We start from the raw sequence: 19,891 nt of genomic DNA on the forward strand, positions 1-19,891 counted from the left end.
TTGTTTTTCAAGGAGTCTTGTTTCATTATCCAGTCCTGTTAAGAGAGTTAAGAGCTTTCTTGACTGATGAATCTTCTGTATCTTCTTGATTGTCTTCTGATTTGTCATTATCTAAACCCCATAAACTGTTTTCAAGGTCATCAAGAACTTTATCATTTGCCGCTGGAAGGTCTACTGCAGTATCATCTAATGCTTTACCATTCATATAAAACAGATCTAATAATGTATCTTCACTACGAGTTAAACCATAAGTTTCACCAAAATAAACCCGTAATTCATTTGGTGTCATAGCAGCATGTTCAACAAGACTCTTAGCTATTTCAAACTCTTCTTTTGTATTCTTTTTGTTTATACCTTCAAGCTGGAACCTCCAATCTGAAAGTCCAAACTCATTCTTAAGAAGGAAGTTGATGTCATCTTCATTTGCACGTACGAGCGGAGTAATTGTACCGTCTTTATAAATTTCATCACTAATTTCTGAATTATTACCGCCTAAAGTACCAGTAATATTTACTCCTACCCTATAAGGGGGTACCTTATGTGCATTAATAACTTCATCACGATTATCAGAACGATACAAACGGAAAGAAGCCTCCTTACTATCAACTGATAATTGTTGTAATTTCACCTCTACATTACCTTCTTCACCCTCAGACGGGACAAGAATAGTAACAGCAGAATGTGGATGTTTCATAACCTCTCGGAGCTGCTGACTAATCTTATACTTCAAAGTCTTGGTATAATCAAATTCAGGATTATCAGGGTCAACATCATAATCAGTAAAATCTCCAGTTACAGTTACTGCAAATGCAGGTACACCATAATTGGAGAAGAAACTGTTATTGTATGCTGCACGTGAAAGGTCTCCTTGAATAGCTGGAAGTGAACCTACAATCCGTGGACGTCCATAATAAGGAGTACGTGGAGTGTATTCTTCAGTCCATAATAGTTCGTTTGCTCTTTTCTCAGCAGGTAAACTATTGTATGGGCAGATTTCACCTGTATCTGCATCAACATCAACAGGTACACCATCAACAATATTCTTACCATAAATTACAAACCAGACTTCACGTGTTCCGACTTTCTGTTTTACGCGGAATTCATCTTTATGGCGGCGTAGTGTGTGTGCTTGTATAGGTTTTAAAGAAACTGGCAGACTTCTGCTTCTATCTTCACGTACTACTTCTATTGCACCGTACCCCATGGCTCTGCGGTCATACATTCGCTTGTAAAGAACTTCGTTTATTCCGGGTTCAAGGTTTTCAAAAAAGTCAATTACAAGCTGATTATCAAAACCCCCATCTGTCTGTTTTTGGTTGGATATTGGGTTGAATGTATAATCATTTCCACTACTATCAGCAGCTACTGCATCACAACAAAGCTCATGATAAGTATACAAATCAAGCAACTCTGTAAGACGGTATGGGTCATATAATGGTTCTAATAATTGATTATAATCCCAACCATCGGTACGGACTTGTTTTGTACCGTCTGCATTCACATCTGCTTTAATAGCATACTGTTCAAGTACACTACTAGATATTAAATTGATGTCATCATCTTTCTGTGTTACAATAAATGAATCTGACTTACGATTAACATTATTCTCATTATTCTTCTTGTTTTTCATACTCTAATTCTCCTACGAGGTCTAAGCCAATACCTTGCACTCCCTGTACAAGTATCAACAATATTATCTTCTCCACCTTCCTCACCAGTAAACTCTACAAGCTCATTCACAACCTTATCAAAAATAGATGAAGCTATTTTAACTTTATGGTCTTCTACAAGTGCTTGAAGGTCAAAACTACGAGTAAGCTTATCCCCATCCTTATTTTTTGACAATTTATCAGGTCTTATATGGTAACCTTGAAGTTTCCGCATTCTCTGAAACTTCTTAATAAGCAACTTTGAACCTGAACCTGGTTCTTGTTCTATACGTGATACTACTTCTTTTCCGTCTTGAAGTGTTGTTTCAACATAGTAAGTTAATACTTGTGTTGCTTTGTATCGTCCATGTTTGAGTTTTAGGAAGTATAGGTATTCTCCGTCCCATGCTGAGAGTATTCCTGCTGTTGCGTCTCCTTTTTCACCAGAAGCAGCAAAATCCCAGTACCTGAGCTTCGGCATGTCAATTGTATGTAAAATAATATCATTGTCATGAACCTTACTATTCTGGAAATCTGAACGATGAAAAATATCCCCCTCAGGATTTCTTGGTACTCCTTGGTATAGTGCTTCGAAACGGAAGCTCCCCATCTCTTTCCGGATTGCTTCTAGTTCTTTTATGGGGATTTTTTCCTGCCATAAAGGTTCACCTGGTTTTCTTCCAAGAGGGTCTTCTGCCTCAGCAATAGCAGGCAAGTTCAGTATAACCCATGTACCATAAGGTATACTACCACCATTCCTTAGTAACTCTATAGCTGTAGTGAATGGTATTTGTGGTTCTTCTTTCAGTATTTGTCCAGCAAGGTCATTAACATTCAGTCTTTGCCATATACCTACAACCCACGGCTTACGACCATTATTCAAATCTGCATCAAGCCTTGTTTTAGCTTCAGTATACCACCAATCATTAAGCTCTTGTTGGTGGGTCTTGGAAGCTGCCTTCTTAAATCCTTTGGTTGGGTCATCTATTATGAATCCATTAGCACCTTCACCAAGAATACTTCCTCCTACTCCTGCTGTTACTAGTCCGCCTTTATGGTTTTTTATATCCCATTGACCAGCAGCCTGGCTGTCTTCTGCAAGTTCTATGGGTTCAGGGAATATGTCTTTTCCTACTGCTTTGAGTAGGTTTCTTACACGACGACCCCACTTACGACTAAAACGTGCACTGTGAGTAGTAAGAATTACACGAGTATCTGGAAAATATCCAAATAGCCAAGTTAAGAAGTAGTAGCTGATTAATTCTGATTTACCGTGTCTTGGAGGCATGAATATCATTGTACGTGATACTCTTCCTTGAATTACATAAAGTAGTAGTTCTATTACGAGGTTGAGGTGGGGGTATGGTTTCCATGCTCCTTCGCTTGCTTTCATTGCAAAGATTCCTGGGTTGAGTGGTAGTTGATTCAAAAATATCCCCCCATATAATAAAAAAATAAGATTATATTAAAATTATTATGTGAAATAGCTATTTTGTTCATAAAAAATAAGATAACATTAAACAAAATAAACCATGATTTCAAAAAACCCATAGGATTTATTTTGCCATGTTCAACACCGAAAACACAATATTATAAGATTGTTCAATTTTCAGAATACCTATTCAACAACTCCTTAGACAACTCAACATAATCAGGATCTAAAATAATGTTCTGTGAAGTTTCTAGTTCAACATTATTATCAAGTTTTGCTTCAACTTCAGCATTAACTTCAGTTTTACCGTCCTTGATTTCAGTAGACTTATTATATAACAGTCTTATTGTCTTAGTAGTCTTTTCAAAGCTATCACTAAGACTTTTTACTGCATGTGCTTTACTTGTAGCTTGACTACGCTCATCATCATTAAGTTCATCTAAGATATTTTCAGTAACATCAAGAATATCATTACCCATATCAATCAACCTATCCTTAGTTTGACGGTAGGCTTCATTATATTGCAACTGTTCCTGTTCATCATGATAATTATCCCATGCAGTACATCGTTTAACCCAATGCCACTTCCGACTTAAGTTTTCAAGTTGTCTTAATGTAGGTGTAGGTATAATATTTACGTCATCTACCACACTTTTCCCCATGTTTTCTACAATTTCTGGGTTTTCAATGTATTCAATGACTTTGGGGAAGGTTCGTAGTGGTCCTAGATTTCTGTATACTTTGAACCATGCAAAGCTTTTGCTTGATTCTCCTTTTTGTCTTTCCCATTCTTTCATATAGATACACCACGTTAAAAAAAGGGGTGATTAAATAGCTAATAAAGTGTTTTAGCTATTTATTTTATTAGATTAGTTTTATTAGTTCTGTTGTTAGGAAGATGAATATTCCACCGGTTGCTGTGATGAATATTGCTACTGCCCATTTGAGTGTGGATATTGTTGTGTTTAGTGTTGTTACTTGTTGTAGGAGCATTTCCTGGGTTGAGTCTATTTTGTCTAGGGTTTTTTCTATACGTGCGTCTTGTGTGTATAGTGTTTTGATTTGTTGTCTTATTTCTGCAATTTCTTTTTCATGTATGCAGTTGTCATGTTGTTCTTTCATCTTCTTAGTCTCCTACAACTTCATTTTCATCTTCGTTTTCAGTGTTTTTTTCTCCTGTGAGGAGTGTACTGTTATGTTTTTCATTCCAAACTGCAAGGAATAATACTATTACTGCAGTTATTAATCCGTAGACTGCGTTTGCGGTTTCTGATGATACTGCAAAATAACCCATAACAGGTGTGAGAATTAATATAACATAGCTTGATATTGTTGCTTGATCTATCTCCATACTTTTCACCTCCTTCATACTTGATTATATTATTATAAAAAAAATTTTTGTTTTAAAAAAAATAGCTATAAATTGAAAGAAAAAGAAAGAAGAATAAAAAAAAATAATACCATTTTTCTGTGTGGGGGTGTAGGATTTAATATTATATAAAAAATAGTGGTTTTCGTTTTGCACCTACCAGCCCCCACAGGAAGAGCAAGGATTATCTTTTTATTTCCATGTTCTTTTTTCTTTCTTGGAGGTTTTATATTGTATATATCTTTGTAGAGAATATTCAAAGTATCTTATTCCGTTTCTTGGGGTTTTGTTACTGTTTTTCCTCTTATGCTTTTTTTCTGGTTCGTTTTTCATATAATTGTGATAATTTTGCAAAAGTACTAATCCACAATCGTGGCAGAAGATTTCGTCATGTGATGAATCATACATTATGTTTGTGTTGTGGCATTCATCGCATTGTTTTATTTTTCCAGTTTTTTGTAGCTTTGAGAAAAATTGTAACATAACCTCCTACGGATTTTATAAAGAATAATTTGGTATATTCTCAAATTATAAGGTGGACAAATAGAACACCGAAAATATTATCCTATTTCTCCCCTGTTAATTTTTTTCTGAATTTCAAAGGATAATCTGAATACATCAACACTTTCAGAATCATACAGATCCATATACAGATTCTGTGTTTCTGGTTTGTATTCAAGGTTGAGTAGTATTTTTTCAAGACAGTCTTGTATATCTTCTTTGTTATAATCATCAAAATTGAAGTAGTGGTAGTCTAGTATTTGTAGTATCATTTCATCATATACTGCTAGTACTTGTTTTATTGTTTCTTCGGGGTATTCTTTAAGCTTCATTTTCCTTTTCCTCCATTTTATGGGTTTTGCAAGTTTTTCTTTCTAAACCTGCAGAAGTACGATAATCATTAAAAAATAAGCAGTTAAGTGTAATTGTGAAAAAATAGTAATTTATATCATGTTTTATGTAGTTTAGGGAAGCAACACCCCCTCCATGGTTGTAATATAGGTTTGGACTGTGTTTTTTAATAAGAATTCTATTTCAAAGAGTGAAATATAACTAAATAGCAAGATAATATGATACAAGCGGACTTATAAATATGTCTAACGTGTGGAATTATTAATGCAGTACAAATATTTACGTGTTTCTTATTCGTCCAATATATTTAATTTAAGATTTAAAAGATTTATAATTTAACTAATCAAGGTATAAGATATAAAATGTTGAATTTATTAAAACGTGTTTATTTAAATAGCTGAAATAACCATTATACACAGTCAAATTATATCCTAAATTACAATCCAATGTTTTCATGGTGGGGAGTGTTACTTCCCTAAACTACACAAACAAATACTTTGGTTTAATATGGTTTCAATACTTGAAAAAGGAAGTATTGGGGAAAGAGTAAAAGAATAATGAAATGTTTTCCCCTCCAGTATCCTCTCTCTTTTAGGGGGGTTTAAATTAAATTATCTTTTTAATTTAACTTTATTAATAAATTATTTCATTAACTTTTTTTAATAAAAACTTTAATTTTTAACTATCAATAATACTTTCTTTTAACAGACTTTTTTTACAGTAGGATTAAAAAAAAGAGAGAATATAATAGAAGAAAACATTCTTCTTTCTTCAATCCCCCAGATACTTCTTTTTTTGGGTATTTTATATTCACTAAATTTTAAACCAAATTTTACTTCATTATCCTTTCTAATAAAAAAGGATAATATGATAAAGAATAAAAAAAAGTTTTATTCTTCAATATATAAGGTGGACAAATACACTACTAAAAAAATAGCTATTTAATAGAAAAGTTTATATACTTGTTTGCATAAATAAGTATACAAGGAAGTATAAAGATACTTCAAAAAATATACAACTGGTGATATTATGGAAAATATTGTATTAATAAATAGTAAAGGAAAAAAAATGAATGGGTTAGTCAACAAAGATAATATTGTTTTTGCAACCCCTAAAAAAGAATTAATTTGTGGACAATGTGTAAATAAAGCAGGAATGTCAAGAAAAGTAAAAACAGAAATATTTGTGGAAAAAGGTTTCACCCTCAAATATTTCCCTAAAGAAAACATCGTTAAATGCAACTCTTGCGGAAGAGAAATTAAAGTAATTAAAACTCCGGAGGATTTTAAAAAAGAAGAACAAGAAATGGAAAAACAAAGAAAAGAAAACCTCCACCTTTACTGCAGCGGAAAAAGCTGGAGTAGTGGATTAAACTATTACAAATTATCCACCCGTGTGGATTATGATGTCTGGAAAAAAATCAAAGATTTATTCTGGTACAATAATTATAATCCTGAGGATGATGAATTTGACGCAGTAGGATCTATAACCGGATGGGTTACTACTGCTCCTTATGAAGTAGAAGAAAGATTAAGCAATATGATTAAACCGGAAAATAGGTTAGAATATCGTCAGAAAAAAGCTGAAGAAGAAAGGAAAAAAGCAGCAGAAGAAAAAAGAAAACAAAAAGAAATTAAAGAAAAAATCATGAAAGCTTTTGAGGAAGCAGAAACCCCCGAAAAAGCTAAACCTGAAGGAACTGAATATGAAGACCCTTCCTACGAGTGGAATATCTACGGAGGGGGTAGGATGTTTATCATAAATAAAGAAAAAAATGAAATCTGGCTCCTTAAAAATAATGGTTTTGATGGAGCAGATTGGAGCAGGAATAATGTTGAAACTGGTGGAGCAGGAGCAATAGGTTACGTAGTGGAGTACACTGCTGAGCTTGAAGAGTTAATTAAAAAATATTGTTTAAGGTAGAAAATCTTATTTTTTACCTTAAAACAATAAACTATATATAATTGTTTACAAAAAATAATATACAGTGATAGATATGTTTTTTGATAATACAAAAATCAAAGAAATAAGTCAAGAAGAAATAACTGATGAATTCTTACAAGAGTTCATCAACAAAAAAGAACTAGGATTCAGAGTATCTGACTCTGAATCAAACCGGTGGACCGCATATGCTGTTTACATCGGAATAGAAAAAATGAATTTAACTCAATTTGAATCATGTAGCTTCGGCTACATGATATCCTTATACTTTAGCGGTATGGGACTATCATGCGGAACAGACACCTGGTTCCGTGAAGACGAAATTGAACTAAAACTTTTAAACAGATATAATGATTTATTAAGTGATGAAACACTTAATGATCATGAAAGGAAAAAAAATCTTTTCAAATTTATCTGTGATTTATACAAAAATCATATAGATAAATATGCTTATAAGACTGAAACATTAAGTTTCAGAGTTTCTATAAGTACAAAACAAAGATTTGATGAAATTGAAGGAAATAGCTTCAATGAAAAACTAATTAATCTTTTAAAAAATAGTAATGAAAAGACTATTTAGGTCTTTTCCTTCAACTTCTTTTTTTTATAAACCTAATCTCCTTTTTTCCTTCAAAAGAGCATTACGCTCTCTTACAAAATCCTTATGTGCATGTTTACTAAGAAAACTTGAACCTAGTGGTGCTTTCTCATTATCATGCACAATAAGCACACCATCACGGATAAGCTTCCTTCTTCTCCGTTGGTATTCTGCTTTTTGTTCTTTTCTTGCCTGAGTCCTGCAATAGTCAGAACAGTATAGTTGTTTGTTTTCTGTCTTGTTAAACCCTTTTCCGCAGTATATACACTTGTTTTTGTAGTATATTTCGCCTTCAAGGGTTAACTGGACAGTTTTTGCCATGCTTGTCATAGGTCTTTTGCTTCATTTAAACGGATATTTAATTCTTCAGCTGCCTTCTTTATTTGTTGCTGATGATATTCAATCCGTTTTTGATATTCTCTTTTTTCAGTCAATGTCAAATCAGCATACATGATTGCATTTTCAAACCTTTCCAAATAATTCTGATGAAACACAATAGTATACTGTAGTGCCTGAATTTCTTGATTTAATACATTCATATATAATCAACTCCTTCTTTTTTTTAAATGTTGTTTCTTAGTTTAAATTTCCAGATTTCGTGAAGATACTGATACTCCATCTTCATCTGATTGTATTCTTCTGTCAAATCTTCTAATAATTCAGCAATGTATGCGTCTTTCATTGCTTGATTGCTGATTTTGGGGAGGTTTTGTTTTTTTCTTTCTTCATTAACACTACTCCAATCAAATACAATCCAATTTTTGCCTGATAAAATTTCTTCTTCTACTTTATTAATACTTTCATAAACTTCTTCGTTCTTATTTTTAATGATAATATGACTTAAATCAGCAATATTTATAAAATAAGTATATTGCCCATTATCTATAATTAATAAACCTTTCTCAGTACTCCAAACACGAGTAGTACTATCTATACAGCCTAAAGGCATTCCATTATATGCATAGAAATCAACTTTAATATACTCTTCACTACTCACTATATCTAGAATATATTCTAGCTGCTCACAATCCATACAGAACCCCTCCATTTATTTTATCGTTCTACTGCTATGAAGCACATTACAGCAAATAACACTGCAATGCTCACAACCCATAATACTGTTTTTATTAACTCCATTTATATCACTAATACAATATGTCTGAAATAGCTATTTTCCTTGTAATTCTTGCATTGGTATAATATACTGCAAGAAGTGATAAATTTATTGTATCTGATACAATAATCATCAACTTTAAATTTATCCTTTATTGAAATTCTGATTGCATTATACCTGCAATTACTACAAGGAATCCTAGGACCATGAACCCGTTTGTACTTCATGATCCCCTCCTGATTCACATACATAATCTAATCACAGATTTGATATTCATCTGAAAATTTCTTCAAATCAGGATTCTCAGACAATCTTTTCTGCAATCGTTCATCAAAGGTTAAACCATCGTTGGGATTGTTTTCATCCCAACAAGATTCAATAAGTTCAGTTAATTTATCGCATTTCTTCTTAAACTCTTCACTCATAATAATCAACTCCAATGTAGCTATTTAAGAGTATTCCAAGGATGAACCTTACAATACTCCCAACCCTCCTTATCAAAGTATATTCCATCACCAAGACAAACCACATCATCAACAGTCTGCCCTCTCTCTTTTAATTGTTCATTTAATTGTTTTTTACCAAAAGCAAAAAACACATACCTATCATCAAACTCTTTCCTAGTCAAAACTTTAACCATTATAACCACCTACAACATTTTTTTCAAAGGTATGTGTGTATATACATGTATATACAGTATATACAAGTATATACAGCTATTATATAGATTATTTTTTTTCAGTTGAAATACTTGTAATGGTTGGATTTCAACTGTATTATATTATATATTATATTATTAAATTAATAATAATAATAATAATAATAATAATAATAATAATAATAATAATAATAATAATAATAATAATAATAATAATAATAATAATAATGTTAAACAAACAATGTATAACAAATATACAAAGTTATACAAAACAATGTTAAACATTTCAACATCAAATGTTAAACACAACCCACAATAGCTTCACAAAAATGTTAAACATTATTGTAAAACAAATTCAACAACCTTATTTTTAAACACCTCACAATCCATATCACACTTATAAGCATAATTAGAAACCATATCCAAAACATGAACATTATTAAAAATATCATAATCTACATTATTCTTAGCAAACCCTTTATCCATAATAACTTCTGCAACCGCTTCAATACAATGATCCTCAATAGATTTATTTTCATTCTGCTTTAATTCAGAAATTTGACTTTTAACATCATCTAACCGCATTTCAATATCAAAAATCTCCTTTTTTTTAATAGCTAATTGATTTTCAATTAATTTTTTCTCTGCAAACAAGAATTCTTTCTTGTTTCTCATTAATTCACAATATTTGCTGATTGCTTCCCCTCCAGAAACACCATGCTTTTTTAAGAAGTCTTTATCAGCTCTTGTTACTCTTGCACCAATAAATTCTTCTTTTGGCAATCTTTTTGTTCCCATGAAAAATCACCCTTAAAATGTTGTTTGTATAGAAGAATTATCTTCTTTAACCATGCTTTGCAACTGTCCTTTGTACTTTGAAATGAAAATAATAGCTGCAACAATATGTTTACAGCAATATTCTCCATACTTACCCGCTTTCCCAAACTGGTAATTTTCACAGGTACAATTCCACAACCCGTAATCATTCACAGTTACGAGGTTAGGACCGTTTTGTGATGAATGAAATTCAAGTTGAATTTCATCACCACTAACAAAGACCGGACGAATATCCAAGTCCCTTATTTCAGAAGCTTTTTTAAATATCCTGTTTGGGGGATTATACCTCATTTTTTACCCCCATATTTCTGTTTAATTAACTCACGAACTTCTTTCTGATTAAAATCATTATGTGATTTAGCATACAAAGTACACATCTTATACAAAGTGATAGTATTCACATTTAACCCCTGTTTTATTAGGTTATTCTCAAAAAACTTAAGATAATCCTCAGGCTTTTCAAGTTTAACCTCATCATTAACAGCAGGTTTCTTTACAACCCGCTGCTTTTCAGGAGTATCATGAAGATATTTATCTTCAGCAGCATTTGAATCAATAAAACTATCCTCCACAAGGAGAAAAGTATTCATAAGCAAATATCTTTTGAGGTAAGTCATATAACTACCATATGACTGCATTATGTTCATACCCTTGTTCAATTCATGAAGTTCAGGTACTGAAACCCGATTAGATTCAAACAAATCACCAGACTCATTATCCCTAATCTTCAACACTGCATAATCCTCCATAAAAGAGAATGTAAGCAGTAATTTTTGCTTATAACATTCAGTAACAATTGGTCCCATGATGTCTTTAAGTTCAAAATAATGAAATTTCCCAAATTTATTATACCCACTTTTTGGGAGTTCCATATTCAATAATGCATATTGAACCTCCCCAATTTTTTGATAAATTGATTTAGTAGTCATATTCATCATCCCTCCTGTGAAGGTTTGATTTTTCAAGGTTTTCTACTGCTTTCATTGCAAATCTGTACTCAGAAAGCAGATTATCAATATCATTGAAGAGCTTACTTGTAAGCTCTTCTTTTAATTGTTTTAAATTCATGATGAAACACCTCTAAACTCAGTAATCACCTTATTGAAGTTCCAAATAGCTAACCAATCTTTGTTAGATTGGTTTCCTCTGGAGTATTGTTCATTGAAGAATTTTTCTAATTCTTCAATACTGTAATCCTCCTTCAAACTGGTTTGTGTTTGTAAAAAAGCTTCTATTACGGGGTTTATAACATCTGAATCAACATCAGATGTTAATAGTTTCTTAATGGTCATAGTGTTCTTCCCCCATCCTCTGAATATACTTAAGATATCCATAATTTTCACTATCAAAATCAAGGTCCAAGTCATCAGCAGGCTCTTGAAGAAGATACACTTCTTCGAAATATTGGTCAGGATCTAACTCATATTTTGGGTTAAACATCACAATCACCTTGAGATGCATATTGTGTTTGTATAAAATCAGTTGACATTTCTTTTGCAGATTTTTCTACAAAGACTCCAGATTTGTAGTCTTCGTAGAATTTTTGGAACTGCAAAAATAATTCTTTTTCATCCTCTTCAAGGACATAAGCGTCCCTTTGAAGGATAAATCCTTTTTTAACTTTTATCATGCTATCACTTCGAGTTTAAATTTTTTAGGAAGAATTACGATTTGGCGATTGTAATTCTTTCTTGTACATACTTTTGTTTTTATAGTATATAAATGTTGCCTATATTTAGGTTAATATTATATTATTATTAGAATAATTATATATAATATAAAGTCTAATATTATAATATATAAATAAAATTAAAAACATAAATAGAGGTTATGATAATGATTCAAACAGAATCCAATGTAACACGAACCAATCCTAGATCCAAATCCTTAAGGACAACAATCCCCAAAGAGATAATAAATGCATTAAATTTGGAACATGGTTCAAAATTAAATTGGAAAATTGAAACAAAAAATGATGAAATGTATATTATTGTTGAAAAATCAAATAATAATAAAAACATTTCAAAATTTTAAATAATATTAAATAATATAAAAATTAAAAATAGAAGTGGTTACTATAAAAAATGTTATCACTTCGAGATGCTTTTTTTATTTTTTGTAACCAAATCTTAGAGGAGATTAAAAATTTTTTGTTGGCGCATTGATTTTTAATCGTTTGACTCTAAGATTATTTTTTAACTAATTTTTTTAATTCTTATTTTTTTAAAATTTTTTTCAAAGGTATGTGTGTACATACATGTACATACTGTATGTACAAGTATGTACAGGTATTATATAGATTATTTTTTTCAGTTGAAATACTTGTAATGGTTGGATTTCAAGTGTATTATATATTATATTATATTATTATTAATTTAATAATAATAATAATAATAATAAAATAGCTAGAAAATCATTAATTACATTACTAATATTTTTTTTCTTTATTGTTTATTTTCTGTTTTTCTATATAAATATTTATCTATTCACTGATTAAACATTAAAATAGCTTAATGTTCAACATATACTAGTATATGTTATGTTTTTGTTCAACACAGATTTTTGAAATACATGCAAATCATTTTTTCATGTTTAACCAGTAGACTGTAAAAGTGGTTTACTGTTCAAATAAAAATAATAATAATATTATATGTGTAAAAAATTTAAATCGGAAAAAATAATAATTATTAAAAACAAAAGTAATAAACACCTAAAAAAACTGAATATTATTTTTTTAGGGGGTAAATAATATGAATAAAAAACTAAAAATTGTATTAGGTATTATCATAATATTCATAATACTAGGAATAATTGGTGCATCAACTAGTAACAATACAACTACAACCACCACTAGTACTAATACTGGTACAAATGATAATACAGTAAGTGGAACCCAAGTAAAAGTAATTTATGACGGTTCATGGAGTGGAGCACTAGCAAACGGTACTGGAAACAGTAAATCAATAGAAGGATCTGGTACTGAAACAATAAATGTAAGTGATAGTACTACTGACTTAATAAGTGCAAATGCACAGAAAAGAGACAGTGGTGATGGTGAATTAAAAATACAGATAATTAAAAACGGGAAAGTTACAAAAGAGTCAAGTACAACAGCTGAATATGGTATAGCTGATGTAACAGACTAAAAAAAAATAAATTATTAAAAAAAAGGTTTATAAAAAAAATAAATAAAAATTTTCCCCTTTTTTTTATTATCTTTTCCTGTTTACAGAGATTTTCCCTTCATCAATTAATTCATTAATAGCCTCCAGAAAATGGATAGGTACAGGACCCATCGCTTTTTTACTATATGTTTCCCCAGTAATAGGTTCTTCATATAATTCATAGTAATTAAAATCTGAGAAATATAATAATGTGTATAATACTACATTATCAAAATTATCTTTATTTTCACAACGACTAATAATATAATGAATCATTGTTTTAAATTTTTCAGAATTGTATTTTAAATTTTCATCCATAAATACTACACCATATAATTGTTATCTTTTTTTCTAGCTTTATTTTTCTGGGAAGTATTCTGATAAAACAGTATTTATAGCTCTTTTTGCTTCATCATGAATATTCCTACGGATTTCCTTATTCTCCTTCTCCAGATGTTTTATTTTTTCTTCTAATTCTATTTTTCGTTTACTGGTAAGGAAATCAACTTTAACATCTTTAAATGTTAATGCGGGTATTACTTTTAAGTATTCTTCTTTTACAAGTTTATCAGAAATCTTAACATAATTACGGTCTAAGCCCATTGGGGGGCGGTGTCCTTCCATTAAAGCACAAACACGAAGATTCCCCACATTTTCAGCAACATTTGTAATAAAATACTTTCTTAATGCATGTGGACTGAAGCTAGGTTCTTCATGCAGTAAAGAATCATGTAATTCTTTTGAAATCTCATTATTAACAAGTTTATAGTCAAGTACTCTTCTTCTTTCTTGCATTAATTTGATTTGTTTGTGATAGAATACATTTGTTATTGTTGATGGTTTCATTGATTCTTTGTAATGTTTTCTTTTTGTTGAAAATAGCTTATCATCACCTGAAATTACAAGTTCTGGGTATAATTTTTTCATAGTCTGCTTTCTTTCACGAAGCATAAGCAATATCATATTTGAACATTCTGGTGTACAACATACTTTACACTCAATATTATGCCTCCTAGTCTTCTGAGGATAAAAATCAAAAAAAGGAACCATACCACTGGGTGCATGATCTATAAATTCATCTACATCAGTATAATTATGATAATCTTTTGTTGCCTTCATAAAGTCTTTTATTGTGAAATTCACAAGGTCAGTTCTTCTTACACCTGTAGTAGTTAGGAATAGTATTATTGCTTTGTAAGTGATGTCTGAAATGTTTATAATGTATTTTATTTCTTCCTTTGTTAGCGGATACCATTCTTGGGAGTCATCTGGTAACTCTGGGAATCTTGGTAATTGTATATCAAAAAAATTAAGTACTGCTTTCAGTTTTGTTAGGTAGCCGTTTATGGTTACATTGCTTGCACCATTCTTTTGCACTGTTTCAATGAATGTATCTATATACACAGCAATATCTGAGAACTCAGGGTCATAACGGATTATCCTGTTGTCCTGGATATAATCATATTGTTCATTTTTCGTTTTCTTTACAAATTCAGTGAATGTAATATTATTTGCTTCTGTGAAGTATTTTATCACATTACTATAATTTAACTCTGTTGCAGGGGACAAGTTTTTCATTTTCAAAAATTTATTAAAATAAGGATCATTGATAGTCATAGTATATACTTTTTTATGCAGGTGCTTATAAAGGGTTGACCTAAACAGTGATTGAAAACAAATAGTATAGTATTTAAATATTTTTATAAAAAGAAATAAAGAAAATAAAAAAATAGTTAAAACAAAAATAAACGCCGGGAACGGGATTTGAACCCGTGTTATCCATGAGATAATCGGATTAGCAGTCCGACGCCGTACCAGGCTGGGCCATCCCGACAAATGAAAAAAAATAGAATTAAGTCAAATATCAATTAACTATTAGTATTATATTTAAAATAATATAAAAACTTTTCTATTTTTCAATATTATTTAATATAAAATATAATATTTTAAAAAAAATGGCACATCTGAAAGTGGACTAAATTCAACAATAGAGGTTATCTTAAAAATCAACTCCACTCCGCTACTCTACAAGCATTAATTGTAAATAGTAGAGCTGCTCCCTTCCGGACCTGACACATTCCTACAATAAAGCCTAATAATTTTTACCCTCCAGTAAAAACCAAGACACCATTAATCCTGCAGGACGAAGTTTCCATATCAATTTTTAAGGCCTTTATTATATCCAAAAGCCGCCTTTCAGATTTCAACTGCACCAAAGGGGATGTGTGCTTACAGAGGACCCCTAACCCTCCAGTCTAGCCATAGTAATATATTGACATAATATTATATAAATGTTACTAATCATAATTATAAACTTTAAATTAATAATTGAATACTACTTAAATTCAAAAATAAAGAAATTATTAGTCTTTATAAAGAAAATAATTAAATAAAATTATATTATTTAATAAAATTATAATTAAAAACATTAAAATTAGAATAAATAAATTATATTATATTAAATTATGTCTAATTAAGAAGTTAAAATAATATTTAATTTAAAAAATTTATATAAAATATTTTAAGATAAAAAAAATAAAAAAAAAGTGTTAAAACCTTAATTTTTATAAAAATTTTAATTTAAAATTAAATTTAATAAACTATTTTAAAAATTATAAAAATTTCAAGAAAAAACTTAAAGTTCATCTTTTAATGCATGAATAATATCACCATCAGATAAAATACCTACAAGTTTACCATGATCTAAAACAGGTAATTGATTAATAATAGATTTACCTGGAGAATTATTATTCATTTCATTTATTGCATCAATAATAGAATTTTCAGGATTAACGAATGCAACTTGTTTTACCATAACATCAACAACTTTAGTACCTAAAGTATAATTATCCAAAATAAGATTATGGCCTAAATCAGTTGCAGTTACAATACCTACCATTTTATTATTATCAATAACTGGCATTGAACTAATTTTCTCTTTCATTAGTTTTTCAAAAGCGAAAACAACCTCTTGATTAGGATCAGTAGTTATAACTTCTTTAGTCATCAAATCTTTAACTTTTAAATTCCCTAATTTACTCATTATTATTACCTCCATAAACTTTAGTAATAGTTTTAATCATATAATCAATAGTATTTGAAACATTAATATTCTCAATTACAGGTATATTATATTTATTAGCCTGCATTACAATATATCTTTGAATTTTTCTAATTGAATAAAAATTATCTAAATATCTTTTTAAAGGTCTCCTAGCCCACATTTGCCTACTTCTTGAATAAAATCTTTCTTTATGAATATTTGCATCACTAACTTGTAAAGTAAAAAGAACAACATTATCTCTTTCTAAAAGATCTTCTTTAATAAAACCTGGAACAATATGTACACCTTCAATTACAATACTTATACCTTCATCTAAAGATCTTTCAATTACAGCAGCAACTCCAACAGCTACAGCATCAACTTGATTTTTATAACCTGCAATAACTTCATCAAACTCAGGAGGAGAAGGTATTCTCATAACTTTATATGCATTAAAACTAGATTTATGAATTACAGGAAACAATTCTTTTGAAACAATTTTACGCATAACCTCACGAATCATATCAGTACTAATCATATTTCTTATTCCTAAACGATTAGCTATTTCAAAAGCTATTGAAGATGTACCAACACCAGATGCACCACCAATTAAAATGATTAAAGGTTCTTGAGATTTTCTAATTTTTCTCCAATTAATATATTTCTCAGCAATAATTGGATCAACAGTTTTTAAAACTTCAACAATAATTTCTACTAAATCTTTTATAGCTATTACTTCAATATTCTCATTTTTAAGTTTATTTTCAATAGAATTTGCTATATCATAAGCTTTAGTTAAGTTCATTTCTGCCCGAATTAAAGAGCGTGCTAAAACACCTTTAGAAAACGGTTCCGTATATTTTTTTCCACTAACTTCTCCTTGTACATAAATCATTTCATCACGCCTCTAACCATTTAATGAACACATTATAAAAAATTAAATATTAATTAAATAAAAAACTAAATACTAAAAATATTATTATATGAATTATAGAATATTCAAAGATATTATTTACCTAATGTATATTATTAAATTTATATATAATAAAATTTACTAAATCTTTTTTCTTAAAAAAAATAGTATACACAATAAAAAACAATTAAAATAGAAATAAATTAAATTTAAAGAAAAAATAAGTTCTAGAAAAATCATTAATCTAAAAATAATAAAAAAGACATTTAAAAAATAAACAAAGAAATAAGAATAAAATAAAAAATAAACAAATAAAACAAGAATAAAATAAAAAAAATAATTAAATGAAATTATTCAATAAAAGAAATAATTTCAACATCATAATCTAAAGAATCTTCATCAATATCAATTAAACATCCATAATTTTCTTTAAGCATACCTGGATTTACAACAATAGTATCACCTATTTTATCTATTGACCTTCCTTCATGAATATGACCACATAAATTAATATCAGGTTTAAATTCTTCAATAGCTTTCCTTAAAGCTTTACTACCAACATGAGAACCATCGGGTATTTTATCAGCTTTAGTATCAAAAGGTGGTGCATGAGTAAGTAATATTTTTACTTTAGGTATTTTATCATTAGCCATGAAATCATATTCAGCATATAACTCTTTAATTGCATCATATATATGAGGGTCTTTAAATTCACCAGGTGTATCAAATGGTGTTTCATTAGATCCTCCAAATCCAAATATTACAACATCACCATATGCAATAATTTGATTATGTAGACAAACTGCATTTGTATCAGTAATAACATTACAAATTCCATTAGGATCACAATTACCTGGAACTGCAAAAACATCAAAACCTAAATCAGAAATTTTATTAAGAAAGTCTGATGCAAACTCTAATGGTCCAAAATCAGTTAAATCCCCATTAATTAATATTAAATCAATATTCTCCTCATTATTCTTTAAATATTCAAAAAAATTTTCATTTTTTTCACTGTGAATATCACTAATTGATAAAATTTTCAACAGAAGCACCTCTTAAAAATTATAATATAATTAATAATATTTTATCCATAATATAATAAAATTTTCTATATGAATTAAATAAAATATCTTAAATAAATAAAGATTTAAAAGAAAATAATTTTAAAGTTTAAACAAAAATCATATATAAATTAATTAAATTTATTTTGAAATTATTATAAAATTTATTCTAAATTTAAAAATAAATGAATATTAAAAAAATTATGGCTTTTAAAATCTTATTTTTTATAAAAAAATAATATTTAAAAATCAATATTAGAAAGTTTATTCTAAAAATCAAGAAAGCAAGAAATCCAAAAATTAAAAAACAGAATAAGATTTAAATAATAAATAAAAAAAATAGCTTAGAATTATTTAAATATAAAACTTAAGAATTTAACAATAAATTTTAAAGAAAAAAAGAAAAATAAAAAAATATTAGTCAAAAAAGAAGCCCGCCATTTCTTGAATTCCTTTTTTAACATCAGATTTATCACCATATAAAGATAAAGTTACATCATCTTCAAATTCAATTATTAAACCATAATATTCTGCAATTTCTTGAACTCTATCTTCAGTTATTGGTTTTTTCAAAGTTATACGACCAGTAGAAAATCCTGGTGGTGGATTTAAATTAAATTTAGAGTGAATATCTGGAGTATCATATAATTTTTCTCCCCTATTTGCTCTTTTTAACTTATCAAACCATTCATTAGCATACTCTTCAGAAACATTTTCTGATGCAACATCAAGTAATTTGTTTTGCATTTCAGATAAAGTTATATTAGCTTTTGAAAGTTCTTTAATCATATCTGGATGAGATGTATCTTTTTTATAAAAACTAATTTGTGTTTTAGTAAATCCCATGTTTTTATTAATATCTGTCGGAACTTCAATATCTCTTTTGATTAAATCAGATAAAAACTCGGAAAGTACAAGCCATACCTGTTCTGCTGGTAAATTCATAAATGACCTTCTAATATTTTTAATGTATTTACGTTGACCTTAGCATCTGCATCTTTTAGTTCTTCTTTAATTTGATCTATATTATCATATGAATCTAAAAAAAGAACATGATGACTAGTAGTCCCTGTAATATCCAAAATAGCTATTAAATCATCATTTTTAACTTCTCTTTTTTCAATAGTTGCTTTGAATTTTACATAAGGACCATATTCCTCAGGTAAATCTTCATATTTAAATAATCCACCTAATGTAGCTATAAACATTAAACCACCTCAACGTTTTAAACTAAAAAATTTATAAATATAATATATA

29 protein-coding genes, 1 tRNA gene, 1 other RNA gene and 1 pseudogene are annotated in these 19,891 nt (G+C 29.1%); 5 read left to right on the forward strand and 27 right to left on the reverse strand.

Features of this window, described 5'->3' with window-relative positions; genetic code table 11:
* Positions 1 to 25: 25 nt before the first annotated feature.
* The 7 genes and pseudogenes from T523_RS06050 to T523_RS06080 all read right to left on the reverse strand — a co-directional run bounded on the left by T523_RS06050 (position 26) and on the right by T523_RS06080 (position 5,283).
* Complete coding sequence (locus T523_RS06050; protein WP_052334660.1) at positions 26 to 1,630, reverse strand: phage portal protein; 1,605 nt, start codon at positions 1,628 to 1,630, stop codon at positions 26 to 28.
* On the reverse strand, positions 1,627 to 2,130 hold the full coding sequence (locus T523_RS09290; protein ID WP_232229043.1) for a phage terminase large subunit family protein: 504 nt from the start codon (positions 2,128 to 2,130) through the stop codon (positions 1,627 to 1,629). Before T523_RS09290 ends, T523_RS06050 begins: the two co-directional genes overlap by 4 nt.
* Positions 2,131 to 2,235: 105 nt before the next feature.
* A pseudogene (locus T523_RS09395) lies at positions 2,236 to 3,042 on the reverse strand (terminase large subunit); the annotation flags it as partial.
* 209 nt (positions 3,043 to 3,251) lie between these two features.
* On the reverse strand, positions 3,252 to 3,731 hold the full coding sequence (locus tag T523_RS06060; RefSeq protein WP_156929602.1) for a hypothetical protein: 480 nt from the start codon (positions 3,729 to 3,731) through the stop codon (positions 3,252 to 3,254).
* Positions 3,732 to 3,945: 214 nt separating this feature from the next.
* Positions 3,946 to 4,203, reverse strand: coding sequence for a longin-like domain-containing protein (locus T523_RS06065; RefSeq protein WP_042708032.1), 258 nt, complete (start codon positions 4,201 to 4,203; stop codon positions 3,946 to 3,948).
* A 4-nt stretch (positions 4,204 to 4,207) separates the two neighbouring features.
* Positions 4,208 to 4,432 (reverse strand): hypothetical protein, encoded by a 225-nt coding sequence (locus tag T523_RS06070; RefSeq protein ID WP_042708033.1) that lies wholly within the window; start codon positions 4,430 to 4,432, stop codon positions 4,208 to 4,210.
* Positions 4,433 to 5,010: 578 nt separating this feature from the next.
* Entirely contained in the window at positions 5,011 to 5,283 is a 273-nt protein-coding gene (locus tag T523_RS06080) for a hypothetical protein (RefSeq protein WP_042708035.1), read from the reverse strand.
* A 1,087-nt stretch (positions 5,284 to 6,370) separates the two neighbouring features.
* Between T523_RS06080 and T523_RS09025 the strand changes: the two genes are divergently transcribed.
* The gene (locus tag T523_RS09025; protein ID WP_156929603.1) at positions 6,371 to 7,225 is read left to right on the forward strand and encodes a hypothetical protein; all 855 of its coding nucleotides are present in this window, start codon (positions 6,371 to 6,373) and stop codon (positions 7,223 to 7,225) included.
* Between the two features lie 73 nt (positions 7,226 to 7,298).
* Entirely contained in the window at positions 7,299 to 7,823 is a 525-nt protein-coding gene (locus tag T523_RS06090; RefSeq protein WP_042708038.1) for a hypothetical protein, read from the forward strand.
* 344 nt (positions 7,824 to 8,167) lie between these two features.
* Here T523_RS06090 and T523_RS06100 read toward each other — a convergent pair whose 3' ends face one another.
* The 11 genes from T523_RS06100 to T523_RS09355 form a co-directional block, all read right to left on the reverse strand.
* Entirely contained in the window at positions 8,168 to 8,380 is a 213-nt protein-coding gene (locus tag T523_RS06100; RefSeq protein WP_042708039.1) for a hypothetical protein, read from the reverse strand.
* A gap of 23 nt (positions 8,381 to 8,403) precedes the next feature.
* A complete protein-coding gene (locus T523_RS06105; protein WP_042708040.1) occupies positions 8,404 to 8,874 on the reverse strand; it encodes a hypothetical protein in 471 nt (156 codons plus the stop codon).
* Positions 8,875 to 9,209: 335 nt separating this feature from the next.
* The gene (locus T523_RS09030; protein ID WP_198016036.1) at positions 9,210 to 9,380 is read right to left on the reverse strand and encodes a hypothetical protein; all 171 of its coding nucleotides are present in this window, start codon (positions 9,378 to 9,380) and stop codon (positions 9,210 to 9,212) included.
* Between the two features lie 20 nt (positions 9,381 to 9,400).
* Complete coding sequence (locus tag T523_RS06110) at positions 9,401 to 9,595, reverse strand: hypothetical protein (RefSeq protein WP_042708041.1); 195 nt, start codon at positions 9,593 to 9,595, stop codon at positions 9,401 to 9,403.
* 357 nt (positions 9,596 to 9,952) lie between these two features.
* On the reverse strand, positions 9,953 to 10,411 hold the full coding sequence (locus T523_RS06115; protein ID WP_042708042.1) for a hypothetical protein: 459 nt from the start codon (positions 10,409 to 10,411) through the stop codon (positions 9,953 to 9,955).
* 12 nt (positions 10,412 to 10,423) lie between these two features.
* On the reverse strand, positions 10,424 to 10,741 hold the full coding sequence (locus T523_RS06120) for an SWIM zinc finger family protein (protein ID WP_042708043.1): 318 nt from the start codon (positions 10,739 to 10,741) through the stop codon (positions 10,424 to 10,426).
* Positions 10,738 to 11,388 carry an ERF family protein gene (locus tag T523_RS08775; RefSeq protein WP_084486447.1) on the reverse strand — a complete coding sequence of 217 codons (651 nt, stop codon included), beginning with the start codon at positions 11,386 to 11,388 and terminating at the stop codon, positions 10,738 to 10,740. The genes T523_RS06120 and T523_RS08775 overlap by 4 nt, the downstream gene beginning before the upstream one ends.
* Positions 11,369 to 11,518 carry a hypothetical protein gene (locus tag T523_RS09035; RefSeq protein WP_156929605.1) on the reverse strand — a complete coding sequence of 50 codons (150 nt, stop codon included), beginning with the start codon at positions 11,516 to 11,518 and terminating at the stop codon, positions 11,369 to 11,371. Before T523_RS09035 ends, T523_RS08775 begins: the two co-directional genes overlap by 20 nt.
* Positions 11,515 to 11,655, reverse strand: a complete 141-nt coding sequence (locus tag T523_RS09040; protein ID WP_156929606.1) for a hypothetical protein — start codon at positions 11,653 to 11,655, stop codon at positions 11,515 to 11,517. Before T523_RS09040 ends, T523_RS09035 begins: the two co-directional genes overlap by 4 nt.
* Before the next feature lie 76 nt (positions 11,656 to 11,731).
* A complete protein-coding gene (locus T523_RS09045) occupies positions 11,732 to 11,893 on the reverse strand; it encodes a hypothetical protein (protein WP_156929607.1) in 162 nt (53 codons plus the stop codon).
* Positions 11,883 to 12,005, reverse strand: a complete 123-nt coding sequence (locus T523_RS09355; RefSeq protein ID WP_269593652.1) for a hypothetical protein — start codon at positions 12,003 to 12,005, stop codon at positions 11,883 to 11,885. The genes T523_RS09045 and T523_RS09355 overlap by 11 nt, the downstream gene beginning before the upstream one ends.
* A 281-nt stretch (positions 12,006 to 12,286) precedes the next feature.
* Here T523_RS09355 and T523_RS06140 point away from each other — a divergent pair, with 281 nt between their 5' ends.
* Together T523_RS06140 and T523_RS06145 are read left to right on the forward strand one after the other, a co-directional pair.
* On the forward strand, positions 12,287 to 12,484 hold the full coding sequence (locus T523_RS06140) for an AbrB/MazE/SpoVT family DNA-binding domain-containing protein (protein WP_042708046.1): 198 nt from the start codon (positions 12,287 to 12,289) through the stop codon (positions 12,482 to 12,484).
* A 716-nt stretch (positions 12,485 to 13,200) separates the two neighbouring features.
* Positions 13,201 to 13,596 (forward strand): hypothetical protein, encoded by a 396-nt coding sequence (locus tag T523_RS06145; protein WP_042708047.1) that lies wholly within the window; start codon positions 13,201 to 13,203, stop codon positions 13,594 to 13,596.
* Between the two features lie 66 nt (positions 13,597 to 13,662).
* On the opposite strand, the gene T523_RS06150 is transcribed toward T523_RS06145, so the two are convergent.
* Both T523_RS06150 and T523_RS08885 read right to left on the reverse strand, forming a co-directional pair.
* On the reverse strand, positions 13,663 to 13,932 hold the full coding sequence (locus tag T523_RS06150; RefSeq protein ID WP_042708048.1) for a type II toxin-antitoxin system antitoxin SocA domain-containing protein: 270 nt from the start codon (positions 13,930 to 13,932) through the stop codon (positions 13,663 to 13,665).
* 39 nt (positions 13,933 to 13,971) lie between these two features.
* Positions 13,972 to 14,757: a hypothetical protein gene (locus tag T523_RS08885; RefSeq protein WP_332248288.1), complete on the reverse strand. Its 786-nt coding sequence runs from the start codon at positions 14,755 to 14,757 to the stop codon at positions 13,972 to 13,974.
* Between the two features lie 58 nt (positions 14,758 to 14,815).
* On the opposite strand from T523_RS08885, the gene T523_RS09295 reads away from it, so the two are divergent.
* Positions 14,816 to 14,953: a hypothetical protein gene (locus tag T523_RS09295; protein ID WP_232229047.1), complete on the forward strand. Its 138-nt coding sequence runs from the start codon at positions 14,816 to 14,818 to the stop codon at positions 14,951 to 14,953.
* A 410-nt stretch (positions 14,954 to 15,363) separates the two neighbouring features.
* On the opposite strand, the gene T523_RS06160 is transcribed toward T523_RS09295, so the two are convergent.
* The 7 genes from T523_RS06160 to T523_RS06185 form a co-directional block, all read right to left on the reverse strand.
* Positions 15,364 to 15,448: transfer RNA gene (locus T523_RS06160), tRNA-Ser, on the reverse strand.
* Positions 15,449 to 15,566: 118 nt separating this feature from the next.
* Positions 15,567 to 15,880: signal recognition particle sRNA (gene ffs, locus T523_RS08890), an RNA gene on the reverse strand.
* Positions 15,881 to 16,249: 369 nt separating this feature from the next.
* Positions 16,250 to 16,657 (reverse strand): CBS domain-containing protein, encoded by a 408-nt coding sequence (locus T523_RS06165; protein WP_042708050.1) that lies wholly within the window; start codon positions 16,655 to 16,657, stop codon positions 16,250 to 16,252.
* Positions 16,650 to 17,552 carry a 2-phosphoglycerate kinase gene (locus tag T523_RS06170; protein WP_042708051.1) on the reverse strand — a complete coding sequence of 301 codons (903 nt, stop codon included), beginning with the start codon at positions 17,550 to 17,552 and terminating at the stop codon, positions 16,650 to 16,652. The genes T523_RS06165 and T523_RS06170 overlap by 8 nt, the downstream gene beginning before the upstream one ends.
* Positions 17,553 to 17,920: 368 nt before the next feature.
* A complete protein-coding gene (locus tag T523_RS06175) occupies positions 17,921 to 18,616 on the reverse strand; it encodes a metallophosphoesterase family protein (protein WP_042708052.1) in 696 nt (231 codons plus the stop codon).
* 435 nt (positions 18,617 to 19,051) lie between these two features.
* A complete protein-coding gene (locus T523_RS06180) occupies positions 19,052 to 19,579 on the reverse strand; it encodes a DUF2096 domain-containing protein (RefSeq protein ID WP_042708053.1) in 528 nt (175 codons plus the stop codon).
* Complete coding sequence (locus T523_RS06185) at positions 19,576 to 19,842, reverse strand: DUF749 domain-containing protein (protein WP_042708054.1); 267 nt, start codon at positions 19,840 to 19,842, stop codon at positions 19,576 to 19,578. The genes T523_RS06180 and T523_RS06185 overlap by 4 nt, the downstream gene beginning before the upstream one ends.
* Positions 19,843 to 19,891 lie beyond the last annotated feature (49 nt).

Origin of the sequence: Methanobrevibacter wolinii SH, assembly GCF_000621965.1 — an archaeon.
GTDB lineage: Archaea > Methanobacteriota > Methanobacteria > Methanobacteriales > Methanobacteriaceae > Methanarmilla > Methanarmilla wolinii.

What these genes read in the sequence shown, in the direction of transcription:
- T523_RS06050 (WP_052334660.1), bottom strand. Translation starts at nt 1,630, where the DNA reads ATGAAAAACAAGAAGAATAATGAGAATAATGTTAATCGTAAGTCAGAT.
- T523_RS09290 (WP_232229043.1), bottom strand. Translation starts at nt 2,130, where the DNA reads ATGCCGAAGCTCAGGTACTGGGATTTTGCTGCTTCTGGTGAAAAAGGA.
- T523_RS06065 (WP_042708032.1), bottom strand. Translation starts at nt 4,203, where the DNA reads ATGAAAGAACAACATGACAACTGCATACATGAAAAAGAAATTGCAGAA.
- T523_RS06070 (WP_042708033.1), bottom strand. Translation starts at nt 4,432, where the DNA reads ATGGAGATAGATCAAGCAACAATATCAAGCTATGTTATATTAATTCTC.
- T523_RS06080 (WP_042708035.1), bottom strand. Translation starts at nt 5,283, where the DNA reads ATGAAGCTTAAAGAATACCCCGAAGAAACAATAAAACAAGTACTAGCA.
- T523_RS09025 (WP_156929603.1), top strand. Translation starts at nt 6,371, where the DNA reads ATGAATGGGTTAGTCAACAAAGATAATATTGTTTTTGCAACCCCTAAA.
- T523_RS06090 (WP_042708038.1), top strand. Translation starts at nt 7,299, where the DNA reads ATGTTTTTTGATAATACAAAAATCAAAGAAATAAGTCAAGAAGAAATA.
- T523_RS06100 (WP_042708039.1), bottom strand. Translation starts at nt 8,380, where the DNA reads ATGAATGTATTAAATCAAGAAATTCAGGCACTACAGTATACTATTGTG.
- T523_RS06105 (WP_042708040.1), bottom strand. Translation starts at nt 8,874, where the DNA reads ATGGATTGTGAGCAGCTAGAATATATTCTAGATATAGTGAGTAGTGAA.
- T523_RS09030 (WP_198016036.1), bottom strand. Translation starts at nt 9,380, where the DNA reads ATGAGTGAAGAGTTTAAGAAGAAATGCGATAAATTAACTGAACTTATT.
- T523_RS06110 (WP_042708041.1), bottom strand. Translation starts at nt 9,595, where the DNA reads ATGGTTAAAGTTTTGACTAGGAAAGAGTTTGATGATAGGTATGTGTTT.
- T523_RS06115 (WP_042708042.1), bottom strand. Translation starts at nt 10,411, where the DNA reads ATGGGAACAAAAAGATTGCCAAAAGAAGAATTTATTGGTGCAAGAGTA.
- T523_RS06120 (WP_042708043.1), bottom strand. Translation starts at nt 10,741, where the DNA reads ATGAGGTATAATCCCCCAAACAGGATATTTAAAAAAGCTTCTGAAATA.
- T523_RS08775 (WP_084486447.1), bottom strand. Translation starts at nt 11,388, where the DNA reads ATGATGAATATGACTACTAAATCAATTTATCAAAAAATTGGGGAGGTT.
- T523_RS09035 (WP_156929605.1), bottom strand. Translation starts at nt 11,518, where the DNA reads ATGAATTTAAAACAATTAAAAGAAGAGCTTACAAGTAAGCTCTTCAAT.
- T523_RS06140 (WP_042708046.1), top strand. Translation starts at nt 12,287, where the DNA reads ATGATTCAAACAGAATCCAATGTAACACGAACCAATCCTAGATCCAAA.
- T523_RS06145 (WP_042708047.1), top strand. Translation starts at nt 13,201, where the DNA reads ATGAATAAAAAACTAAAAATTGTATTAGGTATTATCATAATATTCATA.
- T523_RS06150 (WP_042708048.1), bottom strand. Translation starts at nt 13,932, where the DNA reads ATGGATGAAAATTTAAAATACAATTCTGAAAAATTTAAAACAATGATT.
- T523_RS09295 (WP_232229047.1), top strand. Translation starts at nt 14,816, where the DNA reads ATGTCTGAAATGTTTATAATGTATTTTATTTCTTCCTTTGTTAGCGGA.
- T523_RS06165 (WP_042708050.1), bottom strand. Translation starts at nt 16,657, where the DNA reads ATGAGTAAATTAGGGAATTTAAAAGTTAAAGATTTGATGACTAAAGAA.
- T523_RS06170 (WP_042708051.1), bottom strand. Translation starts at nt 17,552, where the DNA reads ATGATTTATGTACAAGGAGAAGTTAGTGGAAAAAAATATACGGAACCG.
- T523_RS06180 (WP_042708053.1), bottom strand. Translation starts at nt 19,579, where the DNA reads ATGAATTTACCAGCAGAACAGGTATGGCTTGTACTTTCCGAGTTTTTA.
- T523_RS06185 (WP_042708054.1), bottom strand. Translation starts at nt 19,842, where the DNA reads ATGTTTATAGCTACATTAGGTGGATTATTTAAATATGAAGATTTACCT.